The organism is Enterococcus sp. E5-37 (assembly GCF_035726925.1).
Lineage (GTDB): Bacteria > Bacillota > Bacilli > Lactobacillales > Enterococcaceae > Enterococcus_B > Enterococcus_B faecium.
In genome coordinates this window covers 16,559-42,553 of the sequence record NZ_JAPMLG010000008.1, presented here as the reverse complement: position 1 = coordinate 42,553, position 25,995 = coordinate 16,559, and the positions used below count along the sequence as shown (strand labels likewise).

At 38.6% G+C, this 25,995-nt stretch carries 21 protein-coding genes, 2 pseudogenes and 1 other annotated feature; of the genes and pseudogenes, 16 read left to right on the top strand and 7 right to left on the bottom strand.

What is annotated here, in order from left to right; translation table 11 throughout:
- Window positions 1-485: 485 nt before the first annotated feature.
- The gene (locus OS138_RS08170) at window positions 486-800 is read right to left on the bottom strand and encodes a DsrE family protein (RefSeq protein ID WP_113941817.1); all 315 of its coding nucleotides are present in this window, start codon (window positions 798-800) and stop codon (window positions 486-488) included.
- Window positions 801-813: 13 nt separating this feature from the next.
- A complete protein-coding gene (locus tag OS138_RS08165) occupies window positions 814-1,074 on the bottom strand; it encodes a metal-sensitive transcriptional regulator (RefSeq protein ID WP_113941818.1) in 261 nt (86 codons plus the stop codon).
- Between the two features lie 169 nt (window positions 1,075-1,243).
- Here OS138_RS08165 and OS138_RS08160 point away from each other — a divergent pair, with 169 nt between their 5' ends.
- The 6 genes and pseudogenes from OS138_RS08160 (at window position 1,244) to OS138_RS08135 (ending at window position 8,381) form a co-directional block, all read left to right on the top strand.
- Window positions 1,244-1,558: a rhodanese-like domain-containing protein gene (locus OS138_RS08160; protein ID WP_113941819.1), complete on the top strand. Its 315-nt coding sequence runs from the start codon at window positions 1,244-1,246 to the stop codon at window positions 1,556-1,558.
- A 1-nt stretch (window position 1,559) separates the two neighbouring features.
- Window positions 1,560-3,215, top strand: coding sequence for an FAD-dependent oxidoreductase (locus OS138_RS08155; protein WP_231415497.1), 1,656 nt, complete (start codon window positions 1,560-1,562; stop codon window positions 3,213-3,215).
- A gap of 82 nt (window positions 3,216-3,297) precedes the next feature.
- Window positions 3,298-5,433 carry a HelD family protein gene (locus OS138_RS08150; RefSeq protein ID WP_252704519.1) on the top strand — a complete coding sequence of 712 codons (2,136 nt, stop codon included), beginning with the start codon at window positions 3,298-3,300 and terminating at the stop codon, window positions 5,431-5,433.
- 174 nt (window positions 5,434-5,607) lie between these two features.
- Window positions 5,608-6,117 carry a hypothetical protein gene (locus OS138_RS08145; RefSeq protein WP_086324441.1) on the top strand — a complete coding sequence of 170 codons (510 nt, stop codon included), beginning with the start codon at window positions 5,608-5,610 and terminating at the stop codon, window positions 6,115-6,117.
- Window positions 6,114-7,418: pseudogene (locus OS138_RS08140) on the top strand (glycosyltransferase family 2 protein). Before OS138_RS08145 ends, OS138_RS08140 begins: the two are co-directional and overlap by 4 nt.
- Before the next feature lie 105 nt (window positions 7,419-7,523).
- A complete protein-coding gene (locus tag OS138_RS08135; protein WP_240186456.1) occupies window positions 7,524-8,381 on the top strand; it encodes an LPXTG cell wall anchor domain-containing protein in 858 nt (285 codons plus the stop codon).
- A gap of 111 nt (window positions 8,382-8,492) precedes the next feature.
- Here the strand turns inward: OS138_RS08135 and OS138_RS08130 are convergent, their stop codons facing one another.
- Window positions 8,493-8,813, bottom strand: coding sequence for a putative heavy metal-binding protein (locus OS138_RS08130; protein ID WP_002292575.1), 321 nt, complete (start codon window positions 8,811-8,813; stop codon window positions 8,493-8,495).
- A gap of 152 nt (window positions 8,814-8,965) precedes the next feature.
- On the opposite strand from OS138_RS08130, the gene dhaM reads away from it, so the two are divergent.
- The 5 genes and pseudogenes from dhaM (at window position 8,966) to OS138_RS08105 (ending at window position 12,734) form a co-directional block, all read left to right on the top strand.
- The gene (gene dhaM, locus OS138_RS08125) at window positions 8,966-9,361 is read left to right on the top strand and encodes a dihydroxyacetone kinase phosphoryl donor subunit DhaM (protein ID WP_113941824.1); all 396 of its coding nucleotides are present in this window, start codon (window positions 8,966-8,968) and stop codon (window positions 9,359-9,361) included.
- Window positions 9,336-10,346: a dihydroxyacetone kinase subunit DhaK gene (dhaK, locus tag OS138_RS08120; RefSeq protein ID WP_325069973.1), complete on the top strand. Its 1,011-nt coding sequence runs from the start codon at window positions 9,336-9,338 to the stop codon at window positions 10,344-10,346. Before dhaM ends, dhaK begins: the two co-directional genes overlap by 26 nt.
- A gap of 27 nt (window positions 10,347-10,373) precedes the next feature.
- Entirely contained in the window at window positions 10,374-10,979 is a 606-nt protein-coding gene (gene dhaL, locus OS138_RS08115; protein WP_113941825.1) for a dihydroxyacetone kinase subunit DhaL, read from the top strand.
- A gap of 146 nt (window positions 10,980-11,125) precedes the next feature.
- A pseudogene (locus OS138_RS08110) lies at window positions 11,126-11,792 on the top strand (glucose-6-phosphate 1-dehydrogenase family protein).
- Between the two features lie 282 nt (window positions 11,793-12,074).
- Window positions 12,075-12,734 carry a Crp/Fnr family transcriptional regulator gene (locus tag OS138_RS08105; protein WP_113941827.1) on the top strand — a complete coding sequence of 220 codons (660 nt, stop codon included), beginning with the start codon at window positions 12,075-12,077 and terminating at the stop codon, window positions 12,732-12,734.
- Between the two features lie 76 nt (window positions 12,735-12,810).
- On the opposite strand, the gene OS138_RS08100 is transcribed toward OS138_RS08105, so the two are convergent.
- Together OS138_RS08100 and OS138_RS08095 are read right to left on the bottom strand one after the other, a co-directional pair.
- On the bottom strand, window positions 12,811-14,421 hold the full coding sequence (locus tag OS138_RS08100; protein ID WP_325069972.1) for an ABC transporter permease: 1,611 nt from the start codon (window positions 14,419-14,421) through the stop codon (window positions 12,811-12,813).
- 12 nt (window positions 14,422-14,433) lie between these two features.
- Complete coding sequence (locus tag OS138_RS08095) at window positions 14,434-15,315, bottom strand: ABC transporter ATP-binding protein (RefSeq protein WP_002307912.1); 882 nt, start codon at window positions 15,313-15,315, stop codon at window positions 14,434-14,436.
- A gap of 253 nt (window positions 15,316-15,568) precedes the next feature.
- Here OS138_RS08095 and OS138_RS08090 point away from each other — a divergent pair, with 253 nt between their 5' ends.
- The gene (locus OS138_RS08090; protein ID WP_113941829.1) at window positions 15,569-16,168 is read left to right on the top strand and encodes a TetR/AcrR family transcriptional regulator; all 600 of its coding nucleotides are present in this window, start codon (window positions 15,569-15,571) and stop codon (window positions 16,166-16,168) included.
- A 68-nt stretch (window positions 16,169-16,236) separates the two neighbouring features.
- Here the strand turns inward: OS138_RS08090 and OS138_RS08085 are convergent, their stop codons facing one another.
- Window positions 16,237-17,538 carry a polysaccharide deacetylase family protein gene (locus OS138_RS08085; RefSeq protein ID WP_113941830.1) on the bottom strand — a complete coding sequence of 434 codons (1,302 nt, stop codon included), beginning with the start codon at window positions 17,536-17,538 and terminating at the stop codon, window positions 16,237-16,239.
- A 262-nt stretch (window positions 17,539-17,800) separates the two neighbouring features.
- Window positions 17,801-18,006 (top strand) — a binding site (T-box leader).
- 112 nt (window positions 18,007-18,118) lie between these two features.
- Between OS138_RS08085 and tyrS the strand changes: the two genes are divergently transcribed.
- The 4 genes from tyrS to nhaC all read left to right on the top strand — a co-directional run bounded on the left by tyrS (window position 18,119) and on the right by nhaC (window position 24,683).
- Complete coding sequence (gene tyrS / locus OS138_RS08080; protein ID WP_002315946.1) at window positions 18,119-19,375, top strand: tyrosine--tRNA ligase; 1,257 nt, start codon at window positions 18,119-18,121, stop codon at window positions 19,373-19,375.
- A 290-nt stretch (window positions 19,376-19,665) separates the two neighbouring features.
- Window positions 19,666-21,543, top strand: coding sequence for a tyrosine decarboxylase (tdc, locus tag OS138_RS08075; protein ID WP_002286400.1), 1,878 nt, complete (start codon window positions 19,666-19,668; stop codon window positions 21,541-21,543).
- A gap of 266 nt (window positions 21,544-21,809) precedes the next feature.
- Window positions 21,810-23,207 carry a tyrosine-tyramine antiporter gene (gene tyrP, locus OS138_RS08070; RefSeq protein ID WP_002316652.1) on the top strand — a complete coding sequence of 466 codons (1,398 nt, stop codon included), beginning with the start codon at window positions 21,810-21,812 and terminating at the stop codon, window positions 23,205-23,207.
- 108 nt (window positions 23,208-23,315) lie between these two features.
- Entirely contained in the window at window positions 23,316-24,683 is a 1,368-nt protein-coding gene (nhaC, locus tag OS138_RS08065) for a Na+/H+ antiporter NhaC (protein WP_325069971.1), read from the top strand.
- Window positions 24,684-24,961: 278 nt separating this feature from the next.
- On the opposite strand, the gene OS138_RS08060 is transcribed toward nhaC, so the two are convergent.
- Entirely contained in the window at window positions 24,962-25,981 is a 1,020-nt protein-coding gene (locus tag OS138_RS08060; protein ID WP_002328286.1) for a LacI family DNA-binding transcriptional regulator, read from the bottom strand.
- Window positions 25,982-25,995: the final 14 nt, after the last annotated feature.

Sequence of the window (25,995 nt, the reverse complement as noted above, 5' to 3'; positions counted from 1 at the left end):
TTTCTCGGTATTAAGCCAAATTTATGCAAAAATGTAGAAAGCCATTTTCACAAAATTTTTCTTACTACTCGAAACTAAGCGACTTTTTCACAACCTCTTCCTTAAACGGTGTTCAATCAGCTGACCTTCGGTATTAGCTCAAAAAACGGCAAAATATGAGGAGCTATTTTCCCGTTTTTTTCTCTAATACTTAGGTTAAACCACTGATTTCACAACCTCTTCCTTAAACGGTATTCAAAAGCTTGCATCTGCGGTAATAAGCCCAACCAAATGAAAAATATGAGAAGCTATTTTTGTTTGGCTGTTCTTATTACTTGATGCAGGACAGCTTTTTCACAACCTCTGATTCATGGTTTTCCAGAAGTAGCTTCTAGAAGTAGCTTCTTCGAAAAATAAGCCGAAATTTCACAAAAATTTGAGAAGCAATTTTCGTAAATTCCTTCTTATTTCTTGAAGCTGATCACTTCTGTCGCAACCTCTACTGACTAAGGCTTGATATAAGCATAACCTTGGGATTGCAGTTCAACTAAATCAAGGACACCTGCTGGTACAACGATTACTTGTTCAGGTAAAGAACTTTCTGAAATATGATTAGCACGCATAGCATTGGCGCAAGCGTGAAAAACGACTCCTTCCAAATCCAGGAATTCTGCATTGGCATTGTCAAGATACCCGGTAATCGCGATGCCGTTTACAGATACGACAATCGTTGTTTCTGGAGAAGCTTTTATCAGGTTTTTTACGTTTTTCCTTGTTTCTGACCATTTTTCTAATTCATCAATATGGAAAACGACTTTCATTGAAATCATTCCTTTACTTTTTAATAATCATCTTGATCGCTTGTTCTAGTTTAGCCGCTTGTTCTTCTGGATTACTCTCAGGTTTCTCAAAGCAATTTTTCAGATTATCTGCAACGATCATGCCCATTACGCGATCAATACTAGAACGAACAGCGCTTAATTGAGTGATGACATCCATACATTCTTTTTCATCTTCGATCATTTTTTGGATACCACGAATTTGTCCCTCTGTACGTTTCAAACGGTTCAGGATATTTTTATTCTCAATCTCCATAACACATTCTCCTCTATTTTTATAATTAGATAATACCCCTTATCGGTATTTTATGCAAATATAAAAAGTAGTGAAAAAAATGAAGAGTCATTCTGGTTGACAGATTAATAAAGCTCCTGTTTAATATACCCCGTAAGGTATTTATAAAAATGTAAATGAGGTGCAGAAAATGAGTTTGCTATTTCAATCAATAAAATCGATAACAGTCCCAGAATTAAAGGAAAAACTTTTGGAAAATCCAGCGTTACTTGATGTTAGAACACCTGCAGAATACCGGGGTGGGCATATAAAAGGAGCTAAAAATGTTCCATTACAAAGTATAAACAGATATGATGGAGACAAAGAAAAGACCGTCTATGTGATTTGTCAATCAGGGATGAGGAGTAAACAAGCAGCTAAAGAATTAAAGAAATCTGGTTACGATGTAGTGAATGTACGTGGTGGCATGAATCAATGGTTTGATCGAACAGTAGGAGGGAAATAAGATGAAAATCGTGATTGTCGGAGGTGTAGCGGGTGGAATGTCTGCTGCTACACGGCTTCGCCGATTAATGGAAGATGCAGAAATCGTTGTTTTTGAAAAAGGACCGTATGTTTCTTTTGCAAATTGCGGCTTGCCTTATTATCTTTCGGGAGAAATCAGTGAACGGGAAAATCTTCTTGTCCAAACGCCAGAATCATTATCCGCTCGTTTTTGTTTAGATGTGCGTCCAAATCATGAAGTGACAGCCATCTTTCCCGAAAACAAAACGGTAGAAGTCGTACATGAGGGTCAAAAACACATTGAACAGTACGATGCATTGGTTTTATCTCCTGGTGCAAAACCAGTTGTTCCATCGATTCCAGGGATAACAGAAGCCGACAATGTTTTTTCTATTAGAAATGTACCAGATATCGATAAAGTGATGAATGCATTAGAAAAACAGCCAAAACGTGCTGTGATCATTGGTGCAGGATTCATCGGATTGGAAATGGCTGAAAACCTGAAAAAAAGAGGTTTAGAAGTCACGGTGATCGAACAAGCACCGCATATTCTTCCGACACTGGATGAAGAAATGGCAGCTTTTATAGAAAAAGAATTGTCTCATCAAGGAGTAGAAGTGATTACTTCTCATGCTGTCGCTGGATTTGAAGAACACGGGAAACGGTTGCGACTGGATGACGAGCGTACCATCCCTGCTGATTTAGTTATTTTATCCATTGGTGTTCGTCCTGATAACCAGTTAGCAGTGTCCGCTGGAATCGAATTAGGTATACGCGGGGGTATCCTAGTAGACGAACGATATCAAACGAATATTCCTGATATTTATGCGGTGGGGGATGCTATCGTTGTAAAACAGCAAATCACTGGAAAAGATGTACTTATTTCTCTTGCTTCACCAGCCAATCGTCAAGGTAGACAAGTTGCGGACACGATTGCCGGAATTTCTCGAAGAAATCAAGGCAGTATCGGAACGGCAATTATCCGAACATTTGGAATGACCGCTGCATCCACCGGTTTAAGTGAAAGAACAGCCAAAGAAAGCGAACTGTCTTTTGAAGTCATTCATGTATCAGGAAAAGATCATGCAAGCTATTATCCAGAAGCAACAGATATTTTACTGAAGCTGATCTTTCATCCAAAGACTGGTGAGATTTATGGTGCACAAGGTGTTGGGGCAAAAGGTGTGGATAAACGGATTGATATTTTAGCAACAGCGATCAAAGGACATTTGACGATCTTCGATTTACCGGAGTTAGAATTGACGTATGCACCGCCATTTGGCTCAGCTAAAGATCCAGTAAACATGCTAGGATATGCAGCAATGAATATTGCAGAAGGGCTTAGTGAAACCGTACAATGGCATGAATTGCCGACAGAATTAGCAAAAGGAAAAATTTTATTAGATGTGCGAACAGCAGAAGAATTGGAAAAGGGCAAATTCAAGGAAGCTAAACATATCCCTTTGAATGAACTTCGAGACCGATTAGATGAATTAGACAGCCAGCAAGAATATATCGTCAGCTGTCATAGTGGACTACGTAGCTATCTAGCGGAAAGAATCTTGAAGCAGTCTGGCTACCACGTAAAAAACCTTGATGGTGCATTTTCTTTATATCAAACTGTCCGACCAGAAGAACTGATATATCCTAACAAATGATACTCGTTAAAAAGCTTGCATTCGACTCTTAAAAGAGGTAGACTGATCGGTTCCACCACTTTAAAAAAAGAGGAGAATGTGTATGGTCAACACACAAAGGCAGTTAGAAGAAGCATATTTGAAGAACGTGTATCAAAAGCTAATCGATAAAAGAAACGAACTTCGGGAATCGATGGATATGGCAAAAATAGAAGGAAACCAGTCGCTGAAAGAAATGGCTGGCGATCTTCGATTGAATTTTGACAGTTATTTAGATAATTTGGATACTTTTTCGATGATTGAAATGAAAAATAGAGAAATCGATCAGATGAATATCAAACAGAAAAACGCAGAAAATCAGCTGGCAAAGATCGAACGTTTGTTGAAAAGTCCCTACTTTGGAAAAGTCGTTGTAGATTTTCTAGATAATGAGCCACAAGAATCCTTTTATATTGGTACAGCAAATTTCACAGATGATGCAGATGAGAATCTTGTTTATGATTGGCGATCGCCAATTGCCGAACTTTTTTACAATAACATGATTGGCCCATCTTCTTATACGGTTCGTCAAAATAAAATCGATACGGTTATCAAAGAAAGACGACAATTTATTTTGGAAAGAGATCGTTTGGTCAAGTTTTTTGATACGTCTGTAGCTATCCAAGACGATGTGTTATTAGAAGTGTTAGGTCAAGATGAGACCAATGAAATGAAGGCTATCACTGCTACGATCCAATCGGAACAAAACACAATCATTCGGGATGTGAAAAGTCAAAATATCTTGGTAAATGGCGTAGCAGGAAGTGGTAAAACCTCTGCTATCATGCAGCGTATTGCGTATCTGCTCTATTTATATCGAGATACGATGACATCTGATGACTTGCTGATTCTATCACCTAATCATCGGTTCATCGACTATATTTCGAATGTCCTACCATCACTAGGCGAAAGAAATCCACTGAATCTAACCATCTTGCAGCTGGTTTCACAGCTTTCAGCAGAGGAAATAGAAGGTGAAGAGGCTTATTTCAAACGTATCACGGGAAAAAATGTATCGGAGCAGACAGAACGTTTGCGTAGCAAAAAGTTTATCGATAATCTAAAACAATCAGATCCTTTGTTTTTAGATCATCCGAATTTTATCCGTGGACTTACTAAAAATGGAAAAACAGTTCTTTCTAAAAAAACGATCGAAAAAATATATGAGAAAGTTTCTGCTCAGCCTAAATTGATCCATAGACTTCAAGCAACGAAAAAGGCACTGATGAGCGAATGGAAAAATCATCTTTTTAAACAAGCAAAAAGTCCTGCTGTGCAGAATCAGGTACTCTCGTTGACAGAAGATAGGCAGTTGGAATTATTCGGTAAATTGATTTCTGATGATTCGGAACAAAGTATTGCAGCTTATGCAAGGAAACTTTTACAAAAAAAATATCGAAAAATAACCAGACGAATCGAAGAAATGGCATGGGTGGATGAGCACCAGTTGTTTGAAAGAATTTATGAAAAACGATATGGCTCAGCCTATATTTGGCAACCCACACGTACTGTTGATGAAGCAGTCATTTTATTAGCTATTCGTCATTTACTTGTTGAAAAGGTAAATGTACCAGCATTTCGCTATCTATTGATTGATGAAGTACAAGATTATACCCTGGCACAATTAGGTTTATTGATTGAATTATTTCCAAAAACTCACTTTACTTTAGTAGGTGACGAGAATCAGGCAATTTTTAATTCTGCAACTACTTTTGCTGATATTATGAGTAGCTTCGACGACTATCATCTGCCGATCCATCGGTATGATCTTAGAAATAGTTACCGTTCTAGCGGAGCAATCACAGAGTTTTTCAAAGCCTATGCTGTGGATCAAGAGAAGATCGACATCGTATCGATCCGACCGCAAGGAAAAGAACCCGAATACCGCTCTTTTCGATCCTCTGAAGAATTGTTGAAAATACTAGCTGAGATTTTGGTTTCTCTAAAAGGAGAAAAAGCGGCAGTTATCACCAAGTCAGAAAAAGAAGCTCAAACGCTACAAGAATCGATTAAAAAAAGTTCATATGGATTAGAAAACTGCCAAATCATCCCTTTGAGTCTAGCAAAAGGACTGGAATTTGATCATGTAATCTTATATCCATTTGAAAACAATGGAGATGAGCAAAGAAGACGCAGACAAATGTACACGGCGATATCTAGAGGAATGAAAAGCATTGTCGTATTGGAAAGAGCAACATAATTAAGAGATAAAAAATAAAAAGAACAACTGATAAAAAGAACAAAATATTTTTCATTTGCTGATGAGAAATGTTTTGTTCTTTTTCTTAGGAAAAATTTAGGAACACTTTATGTGAAAAGAAATGAAATGTATGGTAAACTCCTACGTCGTAACAAAAAAACGTGAGGTGAGGATATGAAAAAAGTAACAAGAGAAGAAGTTGCATCAATTTTGGTGAAAGATAAGTATTTTTCAAAAGGTAATTACTGGTTAAAGATTTGGCAAACGTTAGTGGCTCTTTTAGGATGGATGATCGTTGTTCTTCCTTTTATATGGGTGTTTTTCCCATTAACGAGACCAGAAAGAGCCAAGGATTTTTCCTTGTACGCTTTTTTATCAGAAAAGAAAATGCTGTATTTCTTAATCGGCTTTTTTGTATTGATTTTTTTCAGTTTCCTGATTACCTCATTTGTATTGACTAGGTGGAACAATCGAAATCTATACAAAAAAGTAAATGAATCTTTTGAATATGAAGATGAAGAATTGGAAAAAAGACAAGAATTACTTGAAGAAATGTATACGGAACGTTTCGGAACAAAAGAAGAGAGAGAAACGGTCCGTTTTTATTCTGTCTCCGCGGAGCAAAATCTAGATACGACATTCATTGCAGATTTGTATAAAGAAAATGGGGTGGAACTGAAATGATCTCAATCACCCATACAGGTAATTTATTCTTAGATACTTGTTTGTCTATTATGTATTTTTTTCTCGTTTCTTATCCGATTTTAGGCGGATTTGTATGGTTTATTGGTGTCTGATGTTATGTGTTTTTATACAAACATAAGCAAAAAGAATGGGTAGATGTTCCCTTGAGTGTCGAACCGTTCATCACGATCATGGTGCCAGCCCATAATGAAGAAATTGTGATCGAAGATACAATCGAGTATTTGATGACGAAATTGAATTATCACAACTATGAGGTATTAGTGACAGACGATGGTTCAACGGACCAAACACCAGAAATATTAGCTAGACTGATGAAAAAATACGCTAATCTTCGTGTGGTTCGGATCGAAAAAAATAAAGGAAAAGCCCACGCGTTTAATATCGGACTTGCCTTTGCAAAAGGGAAATTGATTTTAAGCAATGATGCAGACACGGTACCGGAGCCAGATGCACTGATTAGGTATGTGAATTATTTCATTCGCCCTGGTGCAAGACATATTGCTGCGGTCACTGCAAATATGGATGTCCAAAATCGTACCAAATTGATTGCAAAATCTCAAACGGTTGAATTCTCAAGTATCGTGGGTATCATCAAACGAACACAGTCAGCTGTTTTCGGTGGTCTTTATGCTTACAGTGGAGCAAATACGATGTATCGAAAAGAAGCCTTGATCGATGTGGGCGGATTCAGACAAGATCGAGCGACAGAAGACATCAGTATTGCTTGGGATCATCAGTTAAATGATTGGGTATCTGTATTTGCTCCTGGGATCATCTTTTTCATGGAAGTACCTGTGACGTTGAAGATGCTATATCGACAAAGAAAACGTTGGGCAAAAGGTGGAACAGAAGTCTGGCTGACGAATTTCAAAAAAGTGATGCTCCATCCTTTTAAACATATTGGAAGAACGATCATCTTCATTGATCAAACATTGAGTATTGTCTGGTCAATATTCTTTTGTATTTCCGTAGTTCTTTTTGCTGGATTAATCGGGCATTATGTATATCAAGGAAACTACGAACAGATTTATATTACTTTTACATTCAGTTTTGTGTTCATCTGCTTTGAAATGGTCGCAGGATTTTTCCAGTTGCTAGCTTCGCTGATTGTAGATGATCGACGAAGAAAATTGAAATACCTTCTTTTCGCACCACTATATATGCTTTTGTTCTGGATAGTGAACGCGATAACGATCGTGACGACTTTCATTCCAGCAGTCAAAACGATTTTAGGTTATGGAAGCGGGACATGGAAAAGCCCGGAACGTACAAAAAAATAAAAGATGCAACGTTTTTAGACAAATAGCCTGTTGTGTTTATGGTTCTTCCAGTTGTTTTTGCTTATAATAAGGAATTAGTTAAAAGTAGTAAGGATGGGAAAAGTGATGAAAAAAAGAATGAAGCCGTTAATCTGGCCAATTGCTGTTTCCAGTATTTTCTTATTGGGACAGACAGCTTTTGCGGAAACTTCTGAACCTGCTCAAACAGAACCTTCAACAACTATAAGCTCTTCTGATGCTGAAAACGGTGCCTCGGAAACAGAAACGACTTCCAATGTACCGATAGATAATTCAGGAGAAACGATTTCATCTTCAGAAGATACATCAATAAATAGTTCTACCTCTTCTGACCAAATCGATCATTTGCAAGACTTGGAAAATAAAAGAAAAGAACTCGAAGAAGCATTAGAAGCTGCAAAAAACAAATTGAAAGAAGACCAAGCAGCAATCGATCAAGATTTAGCTGATCTTAAAAATAAAGTGGGAAATGACCGTGCACAACTTGAGAAAAAGCTTGCCGAAGCGAAAGCAAAAGCGGAAGCTGTCCAAACAGATCTTGACGGGAAGATCCAGCAAGCCAAAGAATTCAATCAACAATTAGATCAGGTTGCTCAAACAGCTTCTGGAAAGCTAAGTCAAACTCAAGCGGATATCACAGCGGCCAGTCAAGCAATCCATGGAAAGATCAGCGAAGCACAAACAGTTGCTAATGATTTTGAAGCAAAAAAAGCAGACTTAGCAGCTAGTTTCCAACGCATAAAAGATATTTTGCATTCGGCAGGAGAAAAATCAGTGGCCTCTGGAAGCCCGACAGAAACCGTTCAGCAAACGACAGAGCCATCCAAATCAACAAGTCAGACTTTGCCAAAAACAAATGAAAAAACAGCTTCTGTCAGTTATTCCTTAGCAGGGGCGGGTGTATTAGTCGCAGCAGCTTACGGAATCATCCGCAAAAAGAAATAAAAAAGAGAGGATGGGAAGGTAGAGTACCTCGAAGTTAGACTGAAAAATCTAATTCTTGAGTGCCACTACATGTCCCATCTCTCTTTAGTTATTAAAACAGATGTCCCCTACTTATCTCGTGGAGACAGCTGTTCCACTACATGTGACCATCAGCATGCCATTGTCGCTGCCTAATACTTCATAGTCCATTTTTACGCCAATGATTGCATCAGCTCCTAATGCTTTTGCACGTTCGGCCATTTCCGCAAGGGCTTCTTCTCTTGCGCCCATTAGTTCATTTTCATAACTTTTTGAACGGCCGCCAAAGACGTTTCGCAAACCAGCCCCAAAATCTTTCAATACATTGATCCCAGTAATAACTTCACCAAAAACGATTCCTTTATAAGCTACTACGGTTTTTCCTTCCACACTATTCGTGGTTGTTGTAATCATTCGATCACTCCTCTCTTTAATGAAAGTATAACAAAGTTCAAGATACGCAACACATATTTTCCCAAAATTAGAAATTTATTATATACTTGAATTGTTCATCAATGAAAGCGGAACCAATCGTTAGCAACTATGTAAAAGAAAGGAAGATTCTTGTGAAAAAAAGTATTTTGCTTATTTCTCATAGTCAAAAAGTAACAGATGGTATTAAAGAAATGATTGAGCAGATGCAAAAATCCGAAGAGGTGCAAATTTTTTCTCTCGGCGGAATAAATGGCGAGATCGGATCAGACCCGATGAAAATCGTAGAAGCAGTCAATGAATCAAGCGATGCAGCTAGTTATTTTGTTTTTGCGGATATCGGCAGCGCGGTATTGAACTCGGAACTGGCAAAAGACATGTTGGAAGAAGAACAGCAGCAACATTATCATCTGGTGGATGCGCCTTTAGTGGAAGGAGCTTTTGCAGCAGCCATCACTGCCGGTATAACAGATGATACTCAGCAAATCTTAACAGAAGCACAAAATGCAGGAAAGAAAGGATGGGAATAAATTGAAAAAAATCATGAATGATCCAAGCAATATTGTCGAAGAAATGCTGGAAGGATTAGTAAAAAGCTATCCAGAACTTGTTCATCGTGTAGAATCTTCCCGTGTTGTAGCCAAGAATCAGAAAGCGGAACAAGTTGGTTTGGTTTCTGGTGGAGGAAGCGGACATGAACCATCCCATGCCGGGTTTGTAGGGGAAGGGATGTTAAGTGCAGCGGTGCTTGGTGATGTGTTTACTTCGCCAACTCCAGATCAGATTCAAACGGCTATCAAGGAAGCGGATAGTGGAAAAGGAGTTTTACTGATCGTTAAGAATTATACAGGGGATGCATTGAACTTCGATATGGCAAAGGAACTAGCTGCTATGGACGATATTGAAGTAGAAAGTGTGATCGTAGATGATGATATCGCCGTTGAAAATAGTACGTATACTGCCGGAAAACGTGGAGTCGCAGGTACTGTCCTTGTACACAAAATCGTGGGAGATGCAGCAAGAAACGGTGCTTCCCTAGCAGAGTTAAAAGAATTGGGAGAAAAGGTCGTACAGGCAACTAAGACGATTGGTGTAGCGCTTCGAGCAGCAACCGTACCAGAAGTAGGGAAACCTGGATTCGAGCTAGGAGAAGATGAGATCGAGTACGGTGTTGGTATCCATGGTGAGCCAGGCTATCGTCGAGAAAAGATGCAACCTTCTAAAGTACTGGCAAAGGAACTTGTTACTAAGATTTTAGATGATTACTCGAATTTGCCAAAAGAAGCAGGTGTACTAGTCAACGGAATGGGCGGGACGCCTTTGATGGAACAGTTCGTGTTCATGAATGATGTTTTAGCTTTGTTGGAAGAAAGAAGCGTCAATGTAGTTTTCCGAAAAGTCGGTAATTTCATGACTTCACTAGACATGCAAGGTCTTTCTCTGACACTGATCGACTTGACGGAAACACAATGGAAAGATTCTTTAGAAAGCAATGTACAGACGATTTCATGGTAAAAAATCTCAAGATAAAAGGGTGATAATATGAAGCTAACCGTTCAAGAAATCCAAGAGTGGCTCGCGCAATTGGCAGAGGCAATCAATCAGAACAAACAATATCTCAGTGATCTAGATACCCCGATTGGCGATGGAGACCACGGAAATAACATGGGAAGAGGAGTTTCAGCTTATGAAGAAGCTTTTCAAGCCGATCATCCTGAAACAATCAGCGATACATTCAAAGTATTTTCTATGGCGATGATATCGAAAGTCGGTGGTGCTTCCGGTCCACTATACGGATCTGCATTCATGAACATGATGAAAGCGACAAAAGAGGTCGATTCTATCGATTCTCAAGAAAAATTAGGAGAAGTAATCGAACAGGGCACAGCTGGTATTCAAAGCCGAGGAAAGGCAGAAGCTGACGATAAAACGATGTTAGATGTTTGGCTGCCAGTCACAGAGGCATTGAAGGCAGGAAATTTAACAAAAGAAATCATTGACCAAGCAAAAGAACATACAAAAGACCTGGTAGCTAAAAAAGGACGTGCTTCCTATCTAGGAGAGCGTGCAATCGGGCATATCGACCCAGGAGCAGCTTCTAGTGCCATTTTATTTTCAACGCTTTTAGATGTTATCAATCAATCTTAAGTTCAATAAAGCTGCGGTGATGCTCATCGCAGTTTCTTGTTTGGCTGTTCTTATGACTTGATGCAGAACAGCTTTTTCACAACCTCTATTTGTCCATATCGCAAAATTCAGGTAGAATACAAAAGATAACGGAAAGAGGCGAAACAATGGAACTTGAAAAATCAGATTATCAGTTGTTTAATCGACCAATCTACGCATTCAAACAGCTCAAAGAGAGCCATCCAACAGATAAGATCGAACAAAATCAAGAAAGAATATAAAGAAAACTGGCAAAAATGGAAAGAGATCCAGCTCCAGACAGCTGCACTTTTGCCTGATACGTACGGCATGAGCAAACCTAAAATCGAAAGCTGGACGAATGGCTGGAATTTACGCAGTCATTTTTGGAGCGCGTACCGAAGCGAATCTCGTCAAGACGAGAATGCCTGTCTAGCAGTTTTGTTGAATCAAAAACAATACCAAATCTATTTGATGTACCAAAATTATAAAAGCGAAGAACGATATGGTAGCATTGCAGAGTATAACCAGTTGCTTGCGATACTGAAAGAGTGGAGCAAAACAGTTGATATCAAGGATTATTACATATGGCCGCAACCAGAACATGAACTTGACGACCACTTAGCTTTGTCTGACTATTTGTCCGATACAAAGAAACAGGAAGAGTTGAAAAAAGCGATGAGAGACCGAACCTTTCAAATGGGTAAACTATTCTTCTATCCGCAAGAAATTGAACATATCGAGCAAGTAACCGCTGAAACCTTACAAGAACTAGCATCACTATATCAAAAGCTAGGTGCGGAAAAATTTCAATAGACAACACGAAATAAGCAATGCGAAAAACAAACCTTACTCTCGGCTTGCGAGTGAAGGTTTGTTTTTGATTATTCAAAAAGTAAATATTTAAAAAATTGATAGGAATCAATTACTTAAGGTCTCAAAAGAAGGAAAATAAAGCAAGTGACAAAAAGAAATCCACTCTATTTGCTGGTATCTGGTTCGCTTGACGTTTATGCTATGATAAAAGAAAATTATCAGTTGAAATAAGGGAAGTTATGTTTCTTTATTAGAAATAGCTGTTTAGAAGGAGGAGAGATTATGAGTCATGATCATTTATGTGTTTCATTTGTTCCTTTGTTCAATCACTTAGTACAGCAAGATCAAGAAAAAGTACACGCACTTGTCAAACATCACTATGTGGAAAAAGGAGAACAGATTCTTGCGCCGAATGGAGAACCTCAATTAGTGATCGTAGCTTCAGGCAGTATGAAAGTGTATCAATTATCTGCTAGCGGAAAGGAACAGCTTTTACGAGTAGTAGAGCCGGGCGGATATGAGGGAGAGAGCCAGTTGCTAGGCGTTCCAAATAAGTCTTTATTTGGCGAAGCACTAGAAAAAACGGAAATTTGCGTGTTGAGACAAAAAGATTTCTCGGAACTCTTACTGCATTATCCCGCCCTTAGTCTGAGACTTTTAGCAATCAACGCTGAGAAATTAACAAAAGTACAGCAGCAGACAACTTTTTTGATGATGGAAAAAGTAGAAGAACGAGTCGCTGTCTATCTTCTTGATTTAGCTAAAGTGACAGGGAAGGATCACTTTTTCCTGCCAATGAAAATGAAAGAACTTGCTGCATTCATCGGTACGACCCCCGAAACTTTATCTAGAAAATTTAAATTATTAGAGGGGAATGGTTATGTAAAAAGAAAAAATCGAGAAGTCTGGATCATTGATAAAGAGCAGTTAGAAGACTTGTAAATAAAAAAATGACCTCCAAATGTTGGATTTTTGACCCAGATTTGGAGGCTAGCATGAAATTGTACATGCTTTTTTATTATCCTTCTAGTAAGTCTCTTCGCCTATAACCAATAGAACCAAGAACGAACAGTGCAAGGCTGATACATGATAACGTAAGGAATACGGAAAGATCGAAAGAATCGTTTGGCATCCGTGGTACCCAGCTAGGGACCGCTGTTTTGGAGAACCATTCTGGTAAATCCAAAATCCCGCCAAAGTAATTGAGCGCAAAGGAGTAAGCTAAGTAGATATAAGAAAATTTACCCATTCGAGGAAGCCATCCGAATAGAAAGCTACTAATTCCGATAAACACTAAAACGGCAGGCAGGAAATTGAACCCGGCTTTAAGAAACAGCAATAGATCCATATCTTTCGCATCCTTCATCGAAGCCAAAGCAGAAAGCCCTAGTGCACCAGAACTAATCAGGATTGCCAATATAGCAAATAGAATAGCTAGTAACATATTGGTCCAATAAAGTTGATTCCTAGAAATTTTTGTTGCGAACAGCTGATTCATACGTTCGTGGGTTTCTTCTGTAAATAAACGATTGATGCTAGCAATCGGCAAAATAGCAGCTAGGCAAATCAAGACGACCATGATCGTGCTTGTAAAGTTTTTTTCAATTGAGACACCAGATTGGATAAACATCTGTTTCATTAAGTCGTTACTTTCTAAAAACTGTTGCATATTCCCGTAGATAGAGCCGTATGCCGCCCCCATCAAACCAAAAGTGATAAGCCAACTGATCGTCATCCCTTTATTTAGATAGAATAATAAGCCACGCAAGGATAAAAGTGAACGTTTAGCATACGGTTTTCCTTCGCGTTCGGGGATATAGCCGGTGTTCAAATCTCGATGTTCCTCTAAAACAAATGAACTGATTATCAAGATTAGACTGAACAAAAACAAATAAAGCAAAGGAATCCAGTTGTTAGTTGTAAATGGATAGGTCAAATAAGACCAGCCTAAAGGATTCCACATCGAAAGGGAAGAATCAGCTACATCTGTTATTGCTCGTAGAAGGTAAAGTCCACCTAAAAATGCTAGAGACAGACCATTCGAACTGGCTGAACTTGGCATCAGTTGTGCAGCAAACAGTGCAACGGCACTCCCAAAAATCCCCATACTACCTACAGATAGTCCAAAAAGCCATGCACCTTCTGCAGTGATCGAATCTGCTTGGAAAAAAAACATCGTACAGCTGATCGATATTGCTAAAAGCAAATTGATCAGAATGCTTTCAGCAATGACAGCTAAAGAGTTTGCTTGACGTCCGACTCGAAAGGAACGAATAAGTTCAATCAGACCAAGTTCTTCTTTTTTTCTCGTTTGGCTCACCACGTGTAAAACAGAGATCACAGCAGCAAACAAACTGCAAAAAAGCAACATTTCATTTGCATACATCGCTCCTAAAGTATACTCAGCAGCATTTGAAGCTGGCGTTGGACCGACCATTGCAATCATTGCCGGGTTTTGCAAGGTTTCGTATAATCCAGCTAATCCTTGTCCGGAAGTCAATTCTTCAAACGCAGGGACAAAACCACCAGAAAAAGCAGTGACTCCGACTAGCCATATCAGGATCTTTTTCCAGTCACGGCTAAGGTTTTGAGAAAAAAGGGTGGACCAGCGTGAAAATTTATCAGTCATTTCGCTTCCTCCTCATCCTTCATAATGTCTCATGAATAAATCCTCAAGAGTCGGTGGAATAGATTCAAATTTTTTCACACCTAATTTGGACGCTTCAGCTAAAATCACATCGAAAGCTTCGTTATCAGCAGCAAATTGAGCGAGGTGACCTTTTTGCACAAAGTCATGGACACCGTTCAATTGTGCTAAGTGACTATTCTCTGCTTCTGTTTCTATAGTGATGGTCGAACGAGTCAAATGACGCAATTCATCGAGTGTTCCTTCTTCTACGACTGTTCCTTCGCGTATGATCACGACTTTATCCGCTAGTCGCTCGACTTCACTGAGAATATGAGAAGAAAGCAGGATGGATTTGCCCTGTTCTTTCAATTTTTCAACTTCTTCTTGGAAAATCGTTTCCATCAAAGGATCTAAACCAGAAGTAGGCTCATCGAATAAATAGAGATCCGAATCAACGGCCAAAGCAGCAATCAAGCCCACTTTTTGGCGATTTCCTTTTGAATAGTTTTTTGCTTTTTTCTTAGGATCAAGAGAGAAACGTTGAATCAGTTCATCCTTTTTTTGAGCGTTCCCTTTTCCGTGAAGCTTCATGAAGAGATCGATGATCGCTCCTCCAGTCAAATTTCCCCACAAAGAGATATCGCCTGGAACATAAGAAAGGCGTTCATGGATAGATAAACTATCTTCCCATACATCTTGCCCAAAAATCGTTGCCGTTCCGCCGTCTTTTTTTATAATCCCTAAAAGTGTCCGAATCGTCGTGGATTTTCCAGAACCATTTGGTCCGATAAATCCAACGACTTCACCTGAATGTACGGTGAAAGAGACGTCTTTTAAAGCTTCGAAACGTCCAAAGCTCTTTTTCAAATGTGTGACTTTGACGATTTCTGCCATAAAAACCCCACTCCTTTTTCTGAAGATATATACTAAAAAAGATGAAATAGTTTAATAAAATAGTTTTATACCTTTTTGTAAAACTTTTTTTATTATTTTAGTACATAATATTCTTTTTATAAATTTCTGTCAATGAATTCATAAACAAGGAATTGCTAGCTTGATACTTTCTCAATAGATAGTTATAATAAACCTCAGAATAAATTTGAACTATATATATTATAAAAGTTTAAAATTACGGGAGGCTCTACAAATGAACGGTTTTGAAAAGAGAGCACGAGAGAAAAAGAAAGAGATTTTACAAGCAGCTTTTGACTTGATGAACACAGATATAGGAACCGCTGGAGTGACAATGGATAAGGTAGCTGAGAACGCTCAGGTAAGTAAAGCGACGATTTTTAAATATTTTGGTAGCAAGGAAGGGCTGATTTATGAAGTATTTTTTGCATTTATGAATGATTTAGGGCAAGAAGCGAAAGCGTTGATTGCGGAAAATCTTCCATTTGAAGAAGCACTGATTGCCATGAGTGAAAAAAAAATCCGTTATCTCAATCGAGTAAACAAACAATTTTATATCGATTTGATGACATACTATACAAAAAAAGAAAAAAAAGAATTTTCTGACGCGATGGATGCGTATACGCAAGAAAGTTTCAGTATCATGCTTGATCTTTTCCATCGAGGGCGGAAAGAAGGAAAAGTGGATTTGAAATATTCGGATGAGTTCTTGATCCTCTATTTTCAAGCAATGGTAGAAGGAATTTCTAAGCCGGAGATATACGCAAAACTGCTTCCATATACAGCAGAATGGACAGAAGTCCTGATCAAGGGAATCGCACCGAAGAAGAAATAAAGCATAAAAAAGCCGAAACTGACGATAAAATGTCAGTTCGGCTTTTTTGGTTCATAAATGACGTAAAATCAAGCAGATTCGCGTGCTTCTTTGTCATAGACATCATGGACATTGATGAATTGATCAAGAATAGGATTTTTTCCGTCTAAATCAGATTGAAAACGAATGCCATCGATATTGATCCGAGCATTTCGATAGAAATCGGTACCTAATTGTCCCCAAGCTGGTGTAGAAGCATCGACATTACAGAAAATATCGAAACCTTGACTCTTCAAGTAAGCAAATTTTTGATTTTCTGCGGAATAAGGCTGCCAGTCGCTGATGTCTGCACCAAATGGATAAATCAGAATATTTGTTTTTCCTAGGATAGGTGCAACTTCTTGCTGCCACAATTCATTGTCTTTTTTTACATCTTCTAGTGAAGCTTGAGTCATATTCAAGTGACCCCATGTATGGGAAGCAAAGCTCCAGCCGTCTTTCTTCAACTGTTCCGCCACTTTTTTAGCTTCTTTAATCTCTTTTTTTGTTTTTTCATTGTCTCCATATTGAGATTTTGATGTTCGATAACCTAAAACTCCGTTGTAACCTGTCAAGGCCAAGGTACCTTTTGCGCCTCGATAAGAAAAATCAGGATGTTTCTTGACAAAGGCATCGATCAGAGGAACCATGTCAAAGTCACCGATTTCTTCTTTATCTTTCTCTTTATAGACATTTTTGATTTCATTGTTATTTGATACGACCAATCTGCTAGGAAAACCGGAATTATCCATATATTCATAATAGCTGACATCATCTTGTGAAAGAACCAATGGTTTTTTTCCTTCAGGTAGAGCAAGTCCGTTAAAGGAAATATTTCCTTTTGCATCTTTTTTGATCAAATCATTCAAATTAACTAAAACAAAATCATTTTGATAAAGTTGTTCGATCGAACGGTTGAATTCTTCAACAGTCACCATATAATCTTTGTATCCTTGTGCCTGTTGAGAGTGGAAGGCTTTTTGCGGGTCCACGATCAAGCTGTGGAAAAAGACATGAGAGATCTGAGTAGGATCAGACCAGTCGATCAGTTGTTCTTTCTCCTTTTTTAGTGTTTGAAGAAGCTGTTGTGTTTCAGTAGATCCGTTCTTACTATCTTTTTCCAATAACGCAATCGCTTGGTCATAATCGTAGCTTTGAGCCAGATTTTTTGCTTGAGTAACTAGTTGTTGTTTATCATCTGTCGGTTCTTTTGCTTTTTCTGTTATTTTTTTTTCAGGAATGATTGGTTCTTTTTTTGTAGATGATCGGATGACAAAAAACAAACTTAAAATTAAAATAACGATAGTTAAAGCAGAAGTGGCTCCTAAAATAATTTTTTGCTTTTTTTCCATATACCTCGTCCCTTGCTTTTTCATTTTTTTACTTGTCCCATTCCTTATTGTAACGAAGAAAGAATAAGAGGCAAAGTAAAGTGACTTCTCGATAAATTGCAGAAAAAATACAGAAAAAGTTATTTCTTTTAACAATAATTGAAAATAAAATGTTCGGAATTAGAGCGGATTCAAAAAAGAAAAAATGAGGAATTTAAAAAAAATATCCTTTTTCTGTTGACAAAGAAAAAGTTGCGCTCTATGATAGACACATATTAATAATAACAAGACGAAGATCGAAACGAAGTAGTTGTTAAAGCCAATGTTTCAGAAAGCTGGTGGTTGCTGCAAACCAGTACATGCTTTAAAGCGAATTACATTTCAGGAGTCTTTGGCAGTGATTGCCACGCGACAGCGTTAAATGTTCGAGAGGTATGTTGGATATCTAGACATACAAATTGGGTGGTACCGCGAGATTTCGTCCCTTGGCTTATATGCCAAGGGACTTTTTTTTATTTCCTATCCTATCCTGAAGAAATATTTAATTACACATGCTAGCAGGTTCCTGCTTTCATAAAAAAACTACACGGAGGTCAGTAAAATGAATATTATTGATGAATTAACTTGGCGCGACGCCATTAATCAGCAAACAAACGAAGAAAGACTTCGCGAGCTCGTTGAAGAAAAGAGCATTTCACTTTATTGCGGCGTTGATCCAACTGGTGATTCGATGCATATCGGACATTTGATTCCATTTATGATGATGAAAAGATTCCAATTGGCAGGCCATCATCCATATATTCTGATTGGCGGCGGAACAGGAACGATAGGCGACCCAAGCGGCCGCAAAACAGAACGTGTGTTGCAAACGATGGAACAAGTGCAACATAACGTGGACGCACTTTCCAATCAAATGAGAAAATTGTTTGGTAAAGATGCAAATATCACATTTGTGAACAACTACGACTGGTTGTCAAAAATCTCTTTACTTGAATTTTTGAGAGACTACGGTAAAAACTTCAACATCAACACGATGTTAGCAAAAGATATCGTTGCCAGCCGTTTGGAAGTAGGAATCTCATTTACAGAGTTTACTTACCAAATCCTGCAATCTATCGACTTTTTGCATCTGCATAAAACATACGATGTGCAATTGCAAATCGGTGGAGCAGACCAATGGGGAAATATCACAGCTGGATTAGACCTAATCCGAAAATTAGAAGGACCAGAAGCAGAAGCGTTCGGTTTAACGATCCCATTGATGCTGAAGGCTGACGGAACGAAATTCGGAAAAACTGCAGGCGGTGCCGTTTGGCTTGATCCGAAGAAAACTTCACCATTTGAGTTCTACCAATTCTGGTTGAATCAAGATGATCGTGATGTAGTGAAATACTTGAAATTCTTTACTTTCTTGTCTCAAGAAGAAATCGAAGAATTAGCAAAAAAAGTAGAGACAGAACCTGAGAAACGTGAAGCACAACGCCGTTTGGCAGAAGAAGTTACAAGATTTGTGCATAGTGAAGAAGACTTGAAAGAAGCGCAAAAAATAACGCAAGCATTGTTCTCTGGAAATATTAAAGAACTAAATGCGGAAGAAATCGCGCAAGGATTCGGTAAAATGCCGAACGTTGAAATTTCAAGCACACCTGAAAATATCGTGGAACTACTTGTTTCCACAAAAATTGAACCATCTAAACGTCAGGCACGTGAAGATGTTTCAAACGGAGCTATAAGTATTAACGGTGACCGCGTTACCGATTTAAATTTTGTCATAAATCCATCAGATGAATTCGATGGTAAGTTTGTGGTTATTCGAAAAGGTAAGAAAAATTACTTTTTGGCCAAAGTAATTGATTAGAATTTAGTAAGTTTTTGCCTTGAAAAAGGGAAATACTATTACAACATTCCAATTTTGAAACCCATCCTAAAATAGAACGCTGGTTGTCGTTAATACAATCTTTGCGAGGGAGTTTACATTTGTAAATTCCCTCGTTTTTTTTAATTATTTCAAAAGTGTGAACAATTCGGATAATTGATACATATTAAAATATGATTAAAAAGCAGGCCAAAACTTAGTTTACAGAATAGAAGAACAGGTGTAATGTAGGGCTCGACAAAATTTAAATATTTTTTTAGGAGGGTTTCACTATGAGTGAATCATTGTCGAAAGATCTAAACCTAAATGCCCTATTCATTGGGGACAAAGCTGAGAACGGCCAAATCTATAAAGCTTTGTTGAATGAATTGGTGGATGAACATTTAGGCTGGCGTCAAAACTACATGCCTCAAGACATGCCTATTATTACGCCAGAAGAAAAAAGCAGTGCTAGTTTTGAACACACTGTGAATAAAACAAAGGATGTTCTATCAGAAATTTCAGCGCGGATGCGTACCCATTCCGTTCCTTGGCATAATGCCGGACGTTACTGGGGTCATATGAACTCTGAAACATTGATGCCATCTTTACTAGCGTACAATTTTGCTATGCTATGGAATGGTAATAACGTTGCCTATGAATCTTCTCCTGCAACAAGCCAAATGGAAGAAGAAGTAGGAATGGAATTTGCAAAATTAATGAGCTATAAAGATGGCTGGGGCCACATCGTTGCTGATGGTTCTTTAGCAAACTTAGAAGGACTTTGGTATGCCCGCAACATCAAATCATTGCCGCTTGCAATGAAAGAAGTGACACCTGAACTAGTTGCTGGAAAAAGCGATTGGGAATTAATGAACTTGTCAACAGAAGAAATCATGAATCTGTTAGACAGCGTCCCAGAAAAAATCGACGAAATCAAAGCTCACTCAGCACGTAGCGGAAAACATTTAGAAAAATTAGGAAAATGGTTGGTTCCACAAACTAAACACTATTCATGGCTAAAAGCTGCCGACATCATCGGTATCGGTTTAGACCAAGTGATTCCAGTGCCAGTTGACCACAACTATCGCATGGACATCAACGAACTTGAAAAAATCGTTCGTGGTCTAGCAGCTGAAAAAACACCAATCCTAGGTGTAGTCGGTGTTGTAGGATCAACAGAAGAAGGAGCAATCGACGGTATCGATAAAATCGTTGCATTGCGTCGCGTATTAGAAAAAGACGGTATTTACTTCTACTTACACGTAGATGCTGCTTATGGCGGATACGGCCGTGCGATTTTCTTAGACGAAGACAACAACTTCATTCCATTTGAAGATTTAAAAGATGTTCATTACAAATACAATGTCTTTACAGAAAACAAAGATTATATCTTAGAAGAAGTACACAGTGCATATAAAGCAATCGAAGAAGCAGAATCTGTAACGATCGACCCACATAAAATGGGCTATGTTCCATATTCTGCCGGTGGTATCGTCATCAAAGATATCCGCATGAGAGACGTTATCTCTTACTTTGCGACATATGTATTTGAAAAAGGCGCAGATATCCCAGCATTACTTGGGGCTTATATCTTGGAAGGTTCAAAAGCAGGGGCAACAGCAGCCAGCGTTTGGGCAGCACACCATGTCTTACCTTTGAATGTCACAGGATATGGTAAATTAATGGGTGCATCAATCGAAGGTGCACATCGTTTCTACAACTTCTTGAATGACTTGTCATTTAAAGTAGGAGACAAAGAAATCGAAGTTCATCCATTAACTTATCCAGATTTCAATATGGTAGACTATGTATTCAAAGAAAAAGGCAACGATGACTTAGTTGCAATGAATAAATTGAACCATGACGTATATGATTATTCTTCATACGTGAAAGGAAGCATTTACGGTAATGAGTTCTTAACTTCACATACTGACTTTGCTATCCCAGACTATGGCAACAGCCCATTACAATTTGTGAACCAACTAGGATTCTCAGATGAAGAATGGAACCGTGCCGGAAAAGTAACTGTATTGCGTGCCAGCGTAATGACACCATACATGAACAAAGAAGAACACTTTGAAGAATATGCTGAAAAAATCAAAGCAGCTCTTCAAGAAAAATTGGAAAAAATCTACGCAGACCAATTATTGGCAAGCGAAGCAAAATAAGCAAGGTAATCATGTTAGAAAACAGCTTGAATACTAACTGTTTCTGACGCATGTTTGGATCTGAAGAGCAAGGGGAGACCTAAGCTCTTCGATCCCTTTGTTTTGAGGTTGTCTTTGAAGAAACCCTTCAAGCAATAGACTCAAAGAATCCCCTCAAATATTCGCTGAATTGTTTCGTTTATTGCTGAAACTACTTCAAAGACACCGTTATTTTATCCAAAAAATCAAGGAGAGTGTCAACGGTGAGTAAATCTGAAGTAAGTAAAATGGGTCTTGGGACCTTTATCGGTCTGACAATGGCACTGTGTGCAACGGTTCGGAGTATTCCTACGTTAGCCGCAGTCGGTTGGACATTGATTTTTTATTCAATTTTTGCAGTTTTGTTTTTTGCCGGTCCGATATCAATGGTTTCCGGTGAGCTTTCAACGATGCTTCCTCAAGAAGGCGGTCCTCAGTTATGGGTAAAGACAGCACTGGGCAGCAAATGGGGATTTGTCGTTGCATGGCTATTATGGGTGCAAATGTTCCCAGGTATGGTAATGGTCGCTTCTACTTTAGGACCATTGTTAGGAAACACATTTGGTAATGTAGAACTTGGCAATAATCACTGGTTCGTTTTAGGTTGTATTTTAGTTATCTACTGGATCATCACGATCTTGAACTTGAAATTCGATATGGCAAAAGTCGGCGGGAACATCGGTGTATGGCTAGGGGTATATATCCCAGTAGTCATTATGTTCGTTTTAGGTGTTTTGGCAGCCTTCAAAGTCGGATTAGTCTCAAACGGCTATCTAGGTGACTTTTCATGGTCAAAAGCTTTCCCTGACTTGGAACATATTGATTCATTGAAATACTTAGCTGGTATCACATTTATTTTTGTTGGGATCGAAATGAGTTCTGTTTACATGCCTCGTTTGAAAGACGCAACAAAAAATTATACAAAAGGCGTATTTATCGCTTTGATCGGATTAGTTTTATTGAATGTCATCAATGCGATGCTTGTTGCCAATGTCGTACCAGATGGAAAAATGGAATTAGCAAATATCACGCAGCCAATCTTGATTGACTGTCAAATCCTAGGCTTACCAGAAGTGATCGGAAATATCTTCAGCTTCATGGTATTTATTGGTGTGCTTTTACAATTATCAGCTTGGGTTACTGGACCATCAAAAACAATCATCCAAGTAGCTCGTGAAGGATTCCTTCCACCAAAATTCGGATTCCATAAAGAAAACAAATACGGCGTATCTAGAAATGTCGTTCTAACACAATCAATCGTTATTTCATTATTTGCTTTGCTTTATGGTGTAATGGATGACGTAAGTGCTGTATTCTTGACACTTACAAATGCTACAACTGTTATTTATTGTATCGTGTACATTTTGATTGCTGTTTCATTGCTTAAAATGCGTAAGAAACATCCAGAATTCGAACGTCCTTACCGAATTGGTAAAAACGGAAACGGATTAGCTTGGGTAGTCAGCTGCATGCTGATCTTCTCTATCATCGTTGTTGTATTTGCTACATTAGGTACAGCGACATTGAGTGATGCATTATTAGTAGCAGCTATCACAGTGGTCATGTTCGTTATTCCATTGATCATCAATCACTTCAAGAAAGATTCTTGGGGGATTGAGGTAGAAAAAAGTTTAGAAGAAAAATAAAAAAATAAGTCTTTCAGCCGACGTTTTGTCGCTGATTTAGTAGGAGGTCCTGCCAAGTGAATAGTTTTTTCATGGCAGGGCCTTTTCATTTGAAATAGGAGATCGACGATGAATAAAAATATTTCTTTAAAAGAAAGTATCGCTGTATTGATCGTGTTGTTGGCACTCCTAGGAGTACTGATCATCGGATTCCAGCTCTCGCCACATATCCCGATCCTTGCAGCTTTCATGTGTTTGTTGTTTTATGGCAGATTTAAAAAGTTCACATGGGATGAGATCCATGACGGAATCATCAAAGGAATTACTCCAGGGATCATTCCGATCCTGATTTTTCTTTTGATTGGTGTCTTAGTTGCTTCATGGATTTTATCTGGAACCATCCCTACGATTATGGTTTATGGATTTAAACTTGTTTCTGTGCGTTTCTTTTTACCGACAGCATTTCTTGTTTGTGCAATTGTCGGAGTGACCGTCGGCAGTTCATTTACAACGATTTCGACGATTGGGATTGCTTTTTTGGGGATCGGTCATTTACTTGGATTCAATGATGCAATGACTACAGGCGCAGTCGTTTCCGGTGCCTTTTTAGGGAATAACTGCTCGCCTTTATCAGATACGACCAACTTGGCAGCGGGTATTGGAGGAGTCAATCTATTCGAACATATCGCTGGTATGCGTTATACGGATTTCCCAGCATTCGTCCTTTCGTTGATTTTTTATACGATATTAGGACATAACAGTCATTCAGCCGATCTAGCTAGTATCAATGAAATGATCCAAAACATGAAAGCGAGCTTTTGGATCTCTCCTTGGACATTGATTCCACTAGTTATTTTATTTGGAGGGGCAATCAAAAAAATTCCAGCTATCCCTACATTACTAGCGGGATCGACAGCGGCTCTCGTTCTTTCTTTTATCCATGAGAAAAGTTTGACGATCGGAAAAGCAGCAGACATCTTGATGAATGGTTATGTCGCAAATACACCTGATCCAAAGCTAGATGAACTGCTTTCTCGAGGCGGAATCATGAGTATGTTAGGTTCTGCTAGTTTGATTTTACTTGCATTGGCATTAGGTGGGTTACTGATCAAATATCTGATCGTTGATACCATCGTTCAAGAATTAAAAGAAAAGATGGACCGACCTTCTCGTTTAGTCGGGTTTACTGCCTTGAGCTGTATCGGAATCAATCTGATCGTTGGAGAACAGTATCTGTCCATCATTCTTCCAGGAGAAACATTCAAGCGTTCTTTTGATGACGTTGGCTTATCAAAAACCTATTTGACACGAACGCTAGCGGATTCAGGTGCGACCGTCAATTCTCTCGTACCGTGGGGAGTCAGCGGCACATTCATTATGGGAACGATGAAAGTTAGCGCGTTGCATTACTTGCCTTTTGCCTTTTTCTCGATTCTTGCACCTGTCTTTACAATATTAGGCGGTTTTTTATTGAATCGTCGACGTGTAAAAAATTGAAGGAAGGAAAAAAGAGGCTAGGACAGAAGCGTTTAACTCCAAGAAATAAGAAGAAATTCACGAAAATTGCTTTTTAAATTTTTGTGAATTTCAGCTTATTTCTTGGAGTTGCTTCTGCTTCCGCCGTTTATACGTGTTTAGAGCGTGAGACAAAAGTGTTCTTTACTTTTGTCCCACGCTCTTTTTTACAGATAAACAATATGTTAAAAGTAGTATCTTCTTTTACATAAAAAGCTGACCATAGGATAAATGGTCAGCGTATTTAGTGAGTCAACTATTTAGTATGGGTTTTCTAAAGGAACGACTGTCTCTCTTTTGATCAAGCGATGAGGGATGACCAAACGTACGCCACTGCTCAATTCTTCATGGATCAATTCGCGCAGCTTTTGCATAGCGACACGTCCTAATTCGGAGATATCGATATCGATACTTGTAAGGTAAGGGTGTGTTAATGTTGAGAAGATCGAGTTGTTGAAGCTAATGACGGAAAGTGTCTCTGGAATGACATAGCCGTACATTTGCGCCAACTGCATCGTGCGAAGGGCGAAGATATCGTCAATGACCACCAATGCTGTGGCTTCGTTTTCTTTCAACGTTTTCTCAAAGGACAGATAATCTTCCGGATGCTCTAGTACTACACTGGATAACGCAGGAAGACCAGCCATCATCATTGCTTTTTGATAACCGAAATATCGTTCGAAATACAAACTTTCATGAGTCGTGTTTGTCACAAACAGGATATTCTTATGTCCATTTTGGATCAAAAATTCTGTTGCTTGTTTACCTAGAAGCTGGTTATCGTTATCTACATAAACGATTTCGTTCTCATGATGATAAGGCTGTCCGATCAAAGTGAAAGGGATGTGGTTTTGGTATAAATAATCAATGACAGGATCTTGACTATCTGAATACACTAGAATAAAACCATCTACTTGTTTTTGTAAATGCATACGCTGGACGTTCTCTAACAGCAAATCAAAATTTTTAGCAGTAGCGATTGCTGTAGTCATATCATAATTCCGCGCTTCTTCGTTGATTGCTTCCATGATTTCAAGATAAAATGGGTTACCGATCCGCTCTTTTGAATCAAGAGGGGGTAAGATTACGCCGATGGCACTGGAAATGCGTTTTCCTAGATTGCGGGCAGTCATGTTAGGAACATAACCTAGTTCATCCATAATTTTTCGGACTTTCTTCTTTGTTGTCTCGGAAATACTAGGATGATCGTTGATGACACGAGAGACGGTCGAGGTGGCAACACCGGCTTTTTTCGCCACATCTTTTACGGTAATAGCCATGATAAAAACACCTT

Coding starts and splice junctions, on each gene's coding strand:
- OS138_RS08170 (WP_113941817.1), bottom strand. CDS start 800: ATGAAAGTCGTTTTCCATATTGATGAATTAGAAAAATGGTCAGAAACA.
- OS138_RS08165 (WP_113941818.1), bottom strand. CDS start 1,074: ATGGAGATTGAGAATAAAAATATCCTGAACCGTTTGAAACGTACAGAG.
- OS138_RS08160 (WP_113941819.1), top strand. CDS start 1,244: ATGAGTTTGCTATTTCAATCAATAAAATCGATAACAGTCCCAGAATTA.
- OS138_RS08155 (WP_231415497.1), top strand. CDS start 1,560: ATGAAAATCGTGATTGTCGGAGGTGTAGCGGGTGGAATGTCTGCTGCT.
- OS138_RS08150 (WP_252704519.1), top strand. CDS start 3,298: ATGGTCAACACACAAAGGCAGTTAGAAGAAGCATATTTGAAGAACGTG.
- OS138_RS08145 (WP_086324441.1), top strand. CDS start 5,608: ATGAAAAAAGTAACAAGAGAAGAAGTTGCATCAATTTTGGTGAAAGAT.
- OS138_RS08135 (WP_240186456.1), top strand. CDS start 7,524: ATGAAAAAAAGAATGAAGCCGTTAATCTGGCCAATTGCTGTTTCCAGT.
- OS138_RS08130 (WP_002292575.1), bottom strand. CDS start 8,813: ATGATTACAACAACCACGAATAGTGTGGAAGGAAAAACCGTAGTAGCT.
- dhaK (WP_325069973.1), top strand. CDS start 9,336: ATGCAGGAAAGAAAGGATGGGAATAAATTGAAAAAAATCATGAATGAT.
- dhaL (WP_113941825.1), top strand. CDS start 10,374: ATGAAGCTAACCGTTCAAGAAATCCAAGAGTGGCTCGCGCAATTGGCA.
- OS138_RS08105 (WP_113941827.1), top strand. CDS start 12,075: ATGAGTCATGATCATTTATGTGTTTCATTTGTTCCTTTGTTCAATCAC.
- OS138_RS08100 (WP_325069972.1), bottom strand. CDS start 14,421: ATGACTGATAAATTTTCACGCTGGTCCACCCTTTTTTCTCAAAACCTT.
- OS138_RS08095 (WP_002307912.1), bottom strand. CDS start 15,315: ATGGCAGAAATCGTCAAAGTCACACATTTGAAAAAGAGCTTTGGACGT.
- OS138_RS08090 (WP_113941829.1), top strand. CDS start 15,569: ATGAACGGTTTTGAAAAGAGAGCACGAGAGAAAAAGAAAGAGATTTTA.
- OS138_RS08085 (WP_113941830.1), bottom strand. CDS start 17,538: ATGGAAAAAAAGCAAAAAATTATTTTAGGAGCCACTTCTGCTTTAACT.
- tyrS (WP_002315946.1), top strand. CDS start 18,119: ATGAATATTATTGATGAATTAACTTGGCGCGACGCCATTAATCAGCAA.
- tdc (WP_002286400.1), top strand. CDS start 19,666: ATGAGTGAATCATTGTCGAAAGATCTAAACCTAAATGCCCTATTCATT.
- tyrP (WP_002316652.1), top strand. CDS start 21,810: ATGGGTCTTGGGACCTTTATCGGTCTGACAATGGCACTGTGTGCAACG.
- nhaC (WP_325069971.1), top strand. CDS start 23,316: ATGAATAAAAATATTTCTTTAAAAGAAAGTATCGCTGTATTGATCGTG.
- OS138_RS08060 (WP_002328286.1), bottom strand. CDS start 25,981: ATGGCTATTACCGTAAAAGATGTGGCGAAAAAAGCCGGTGTTGCCACC.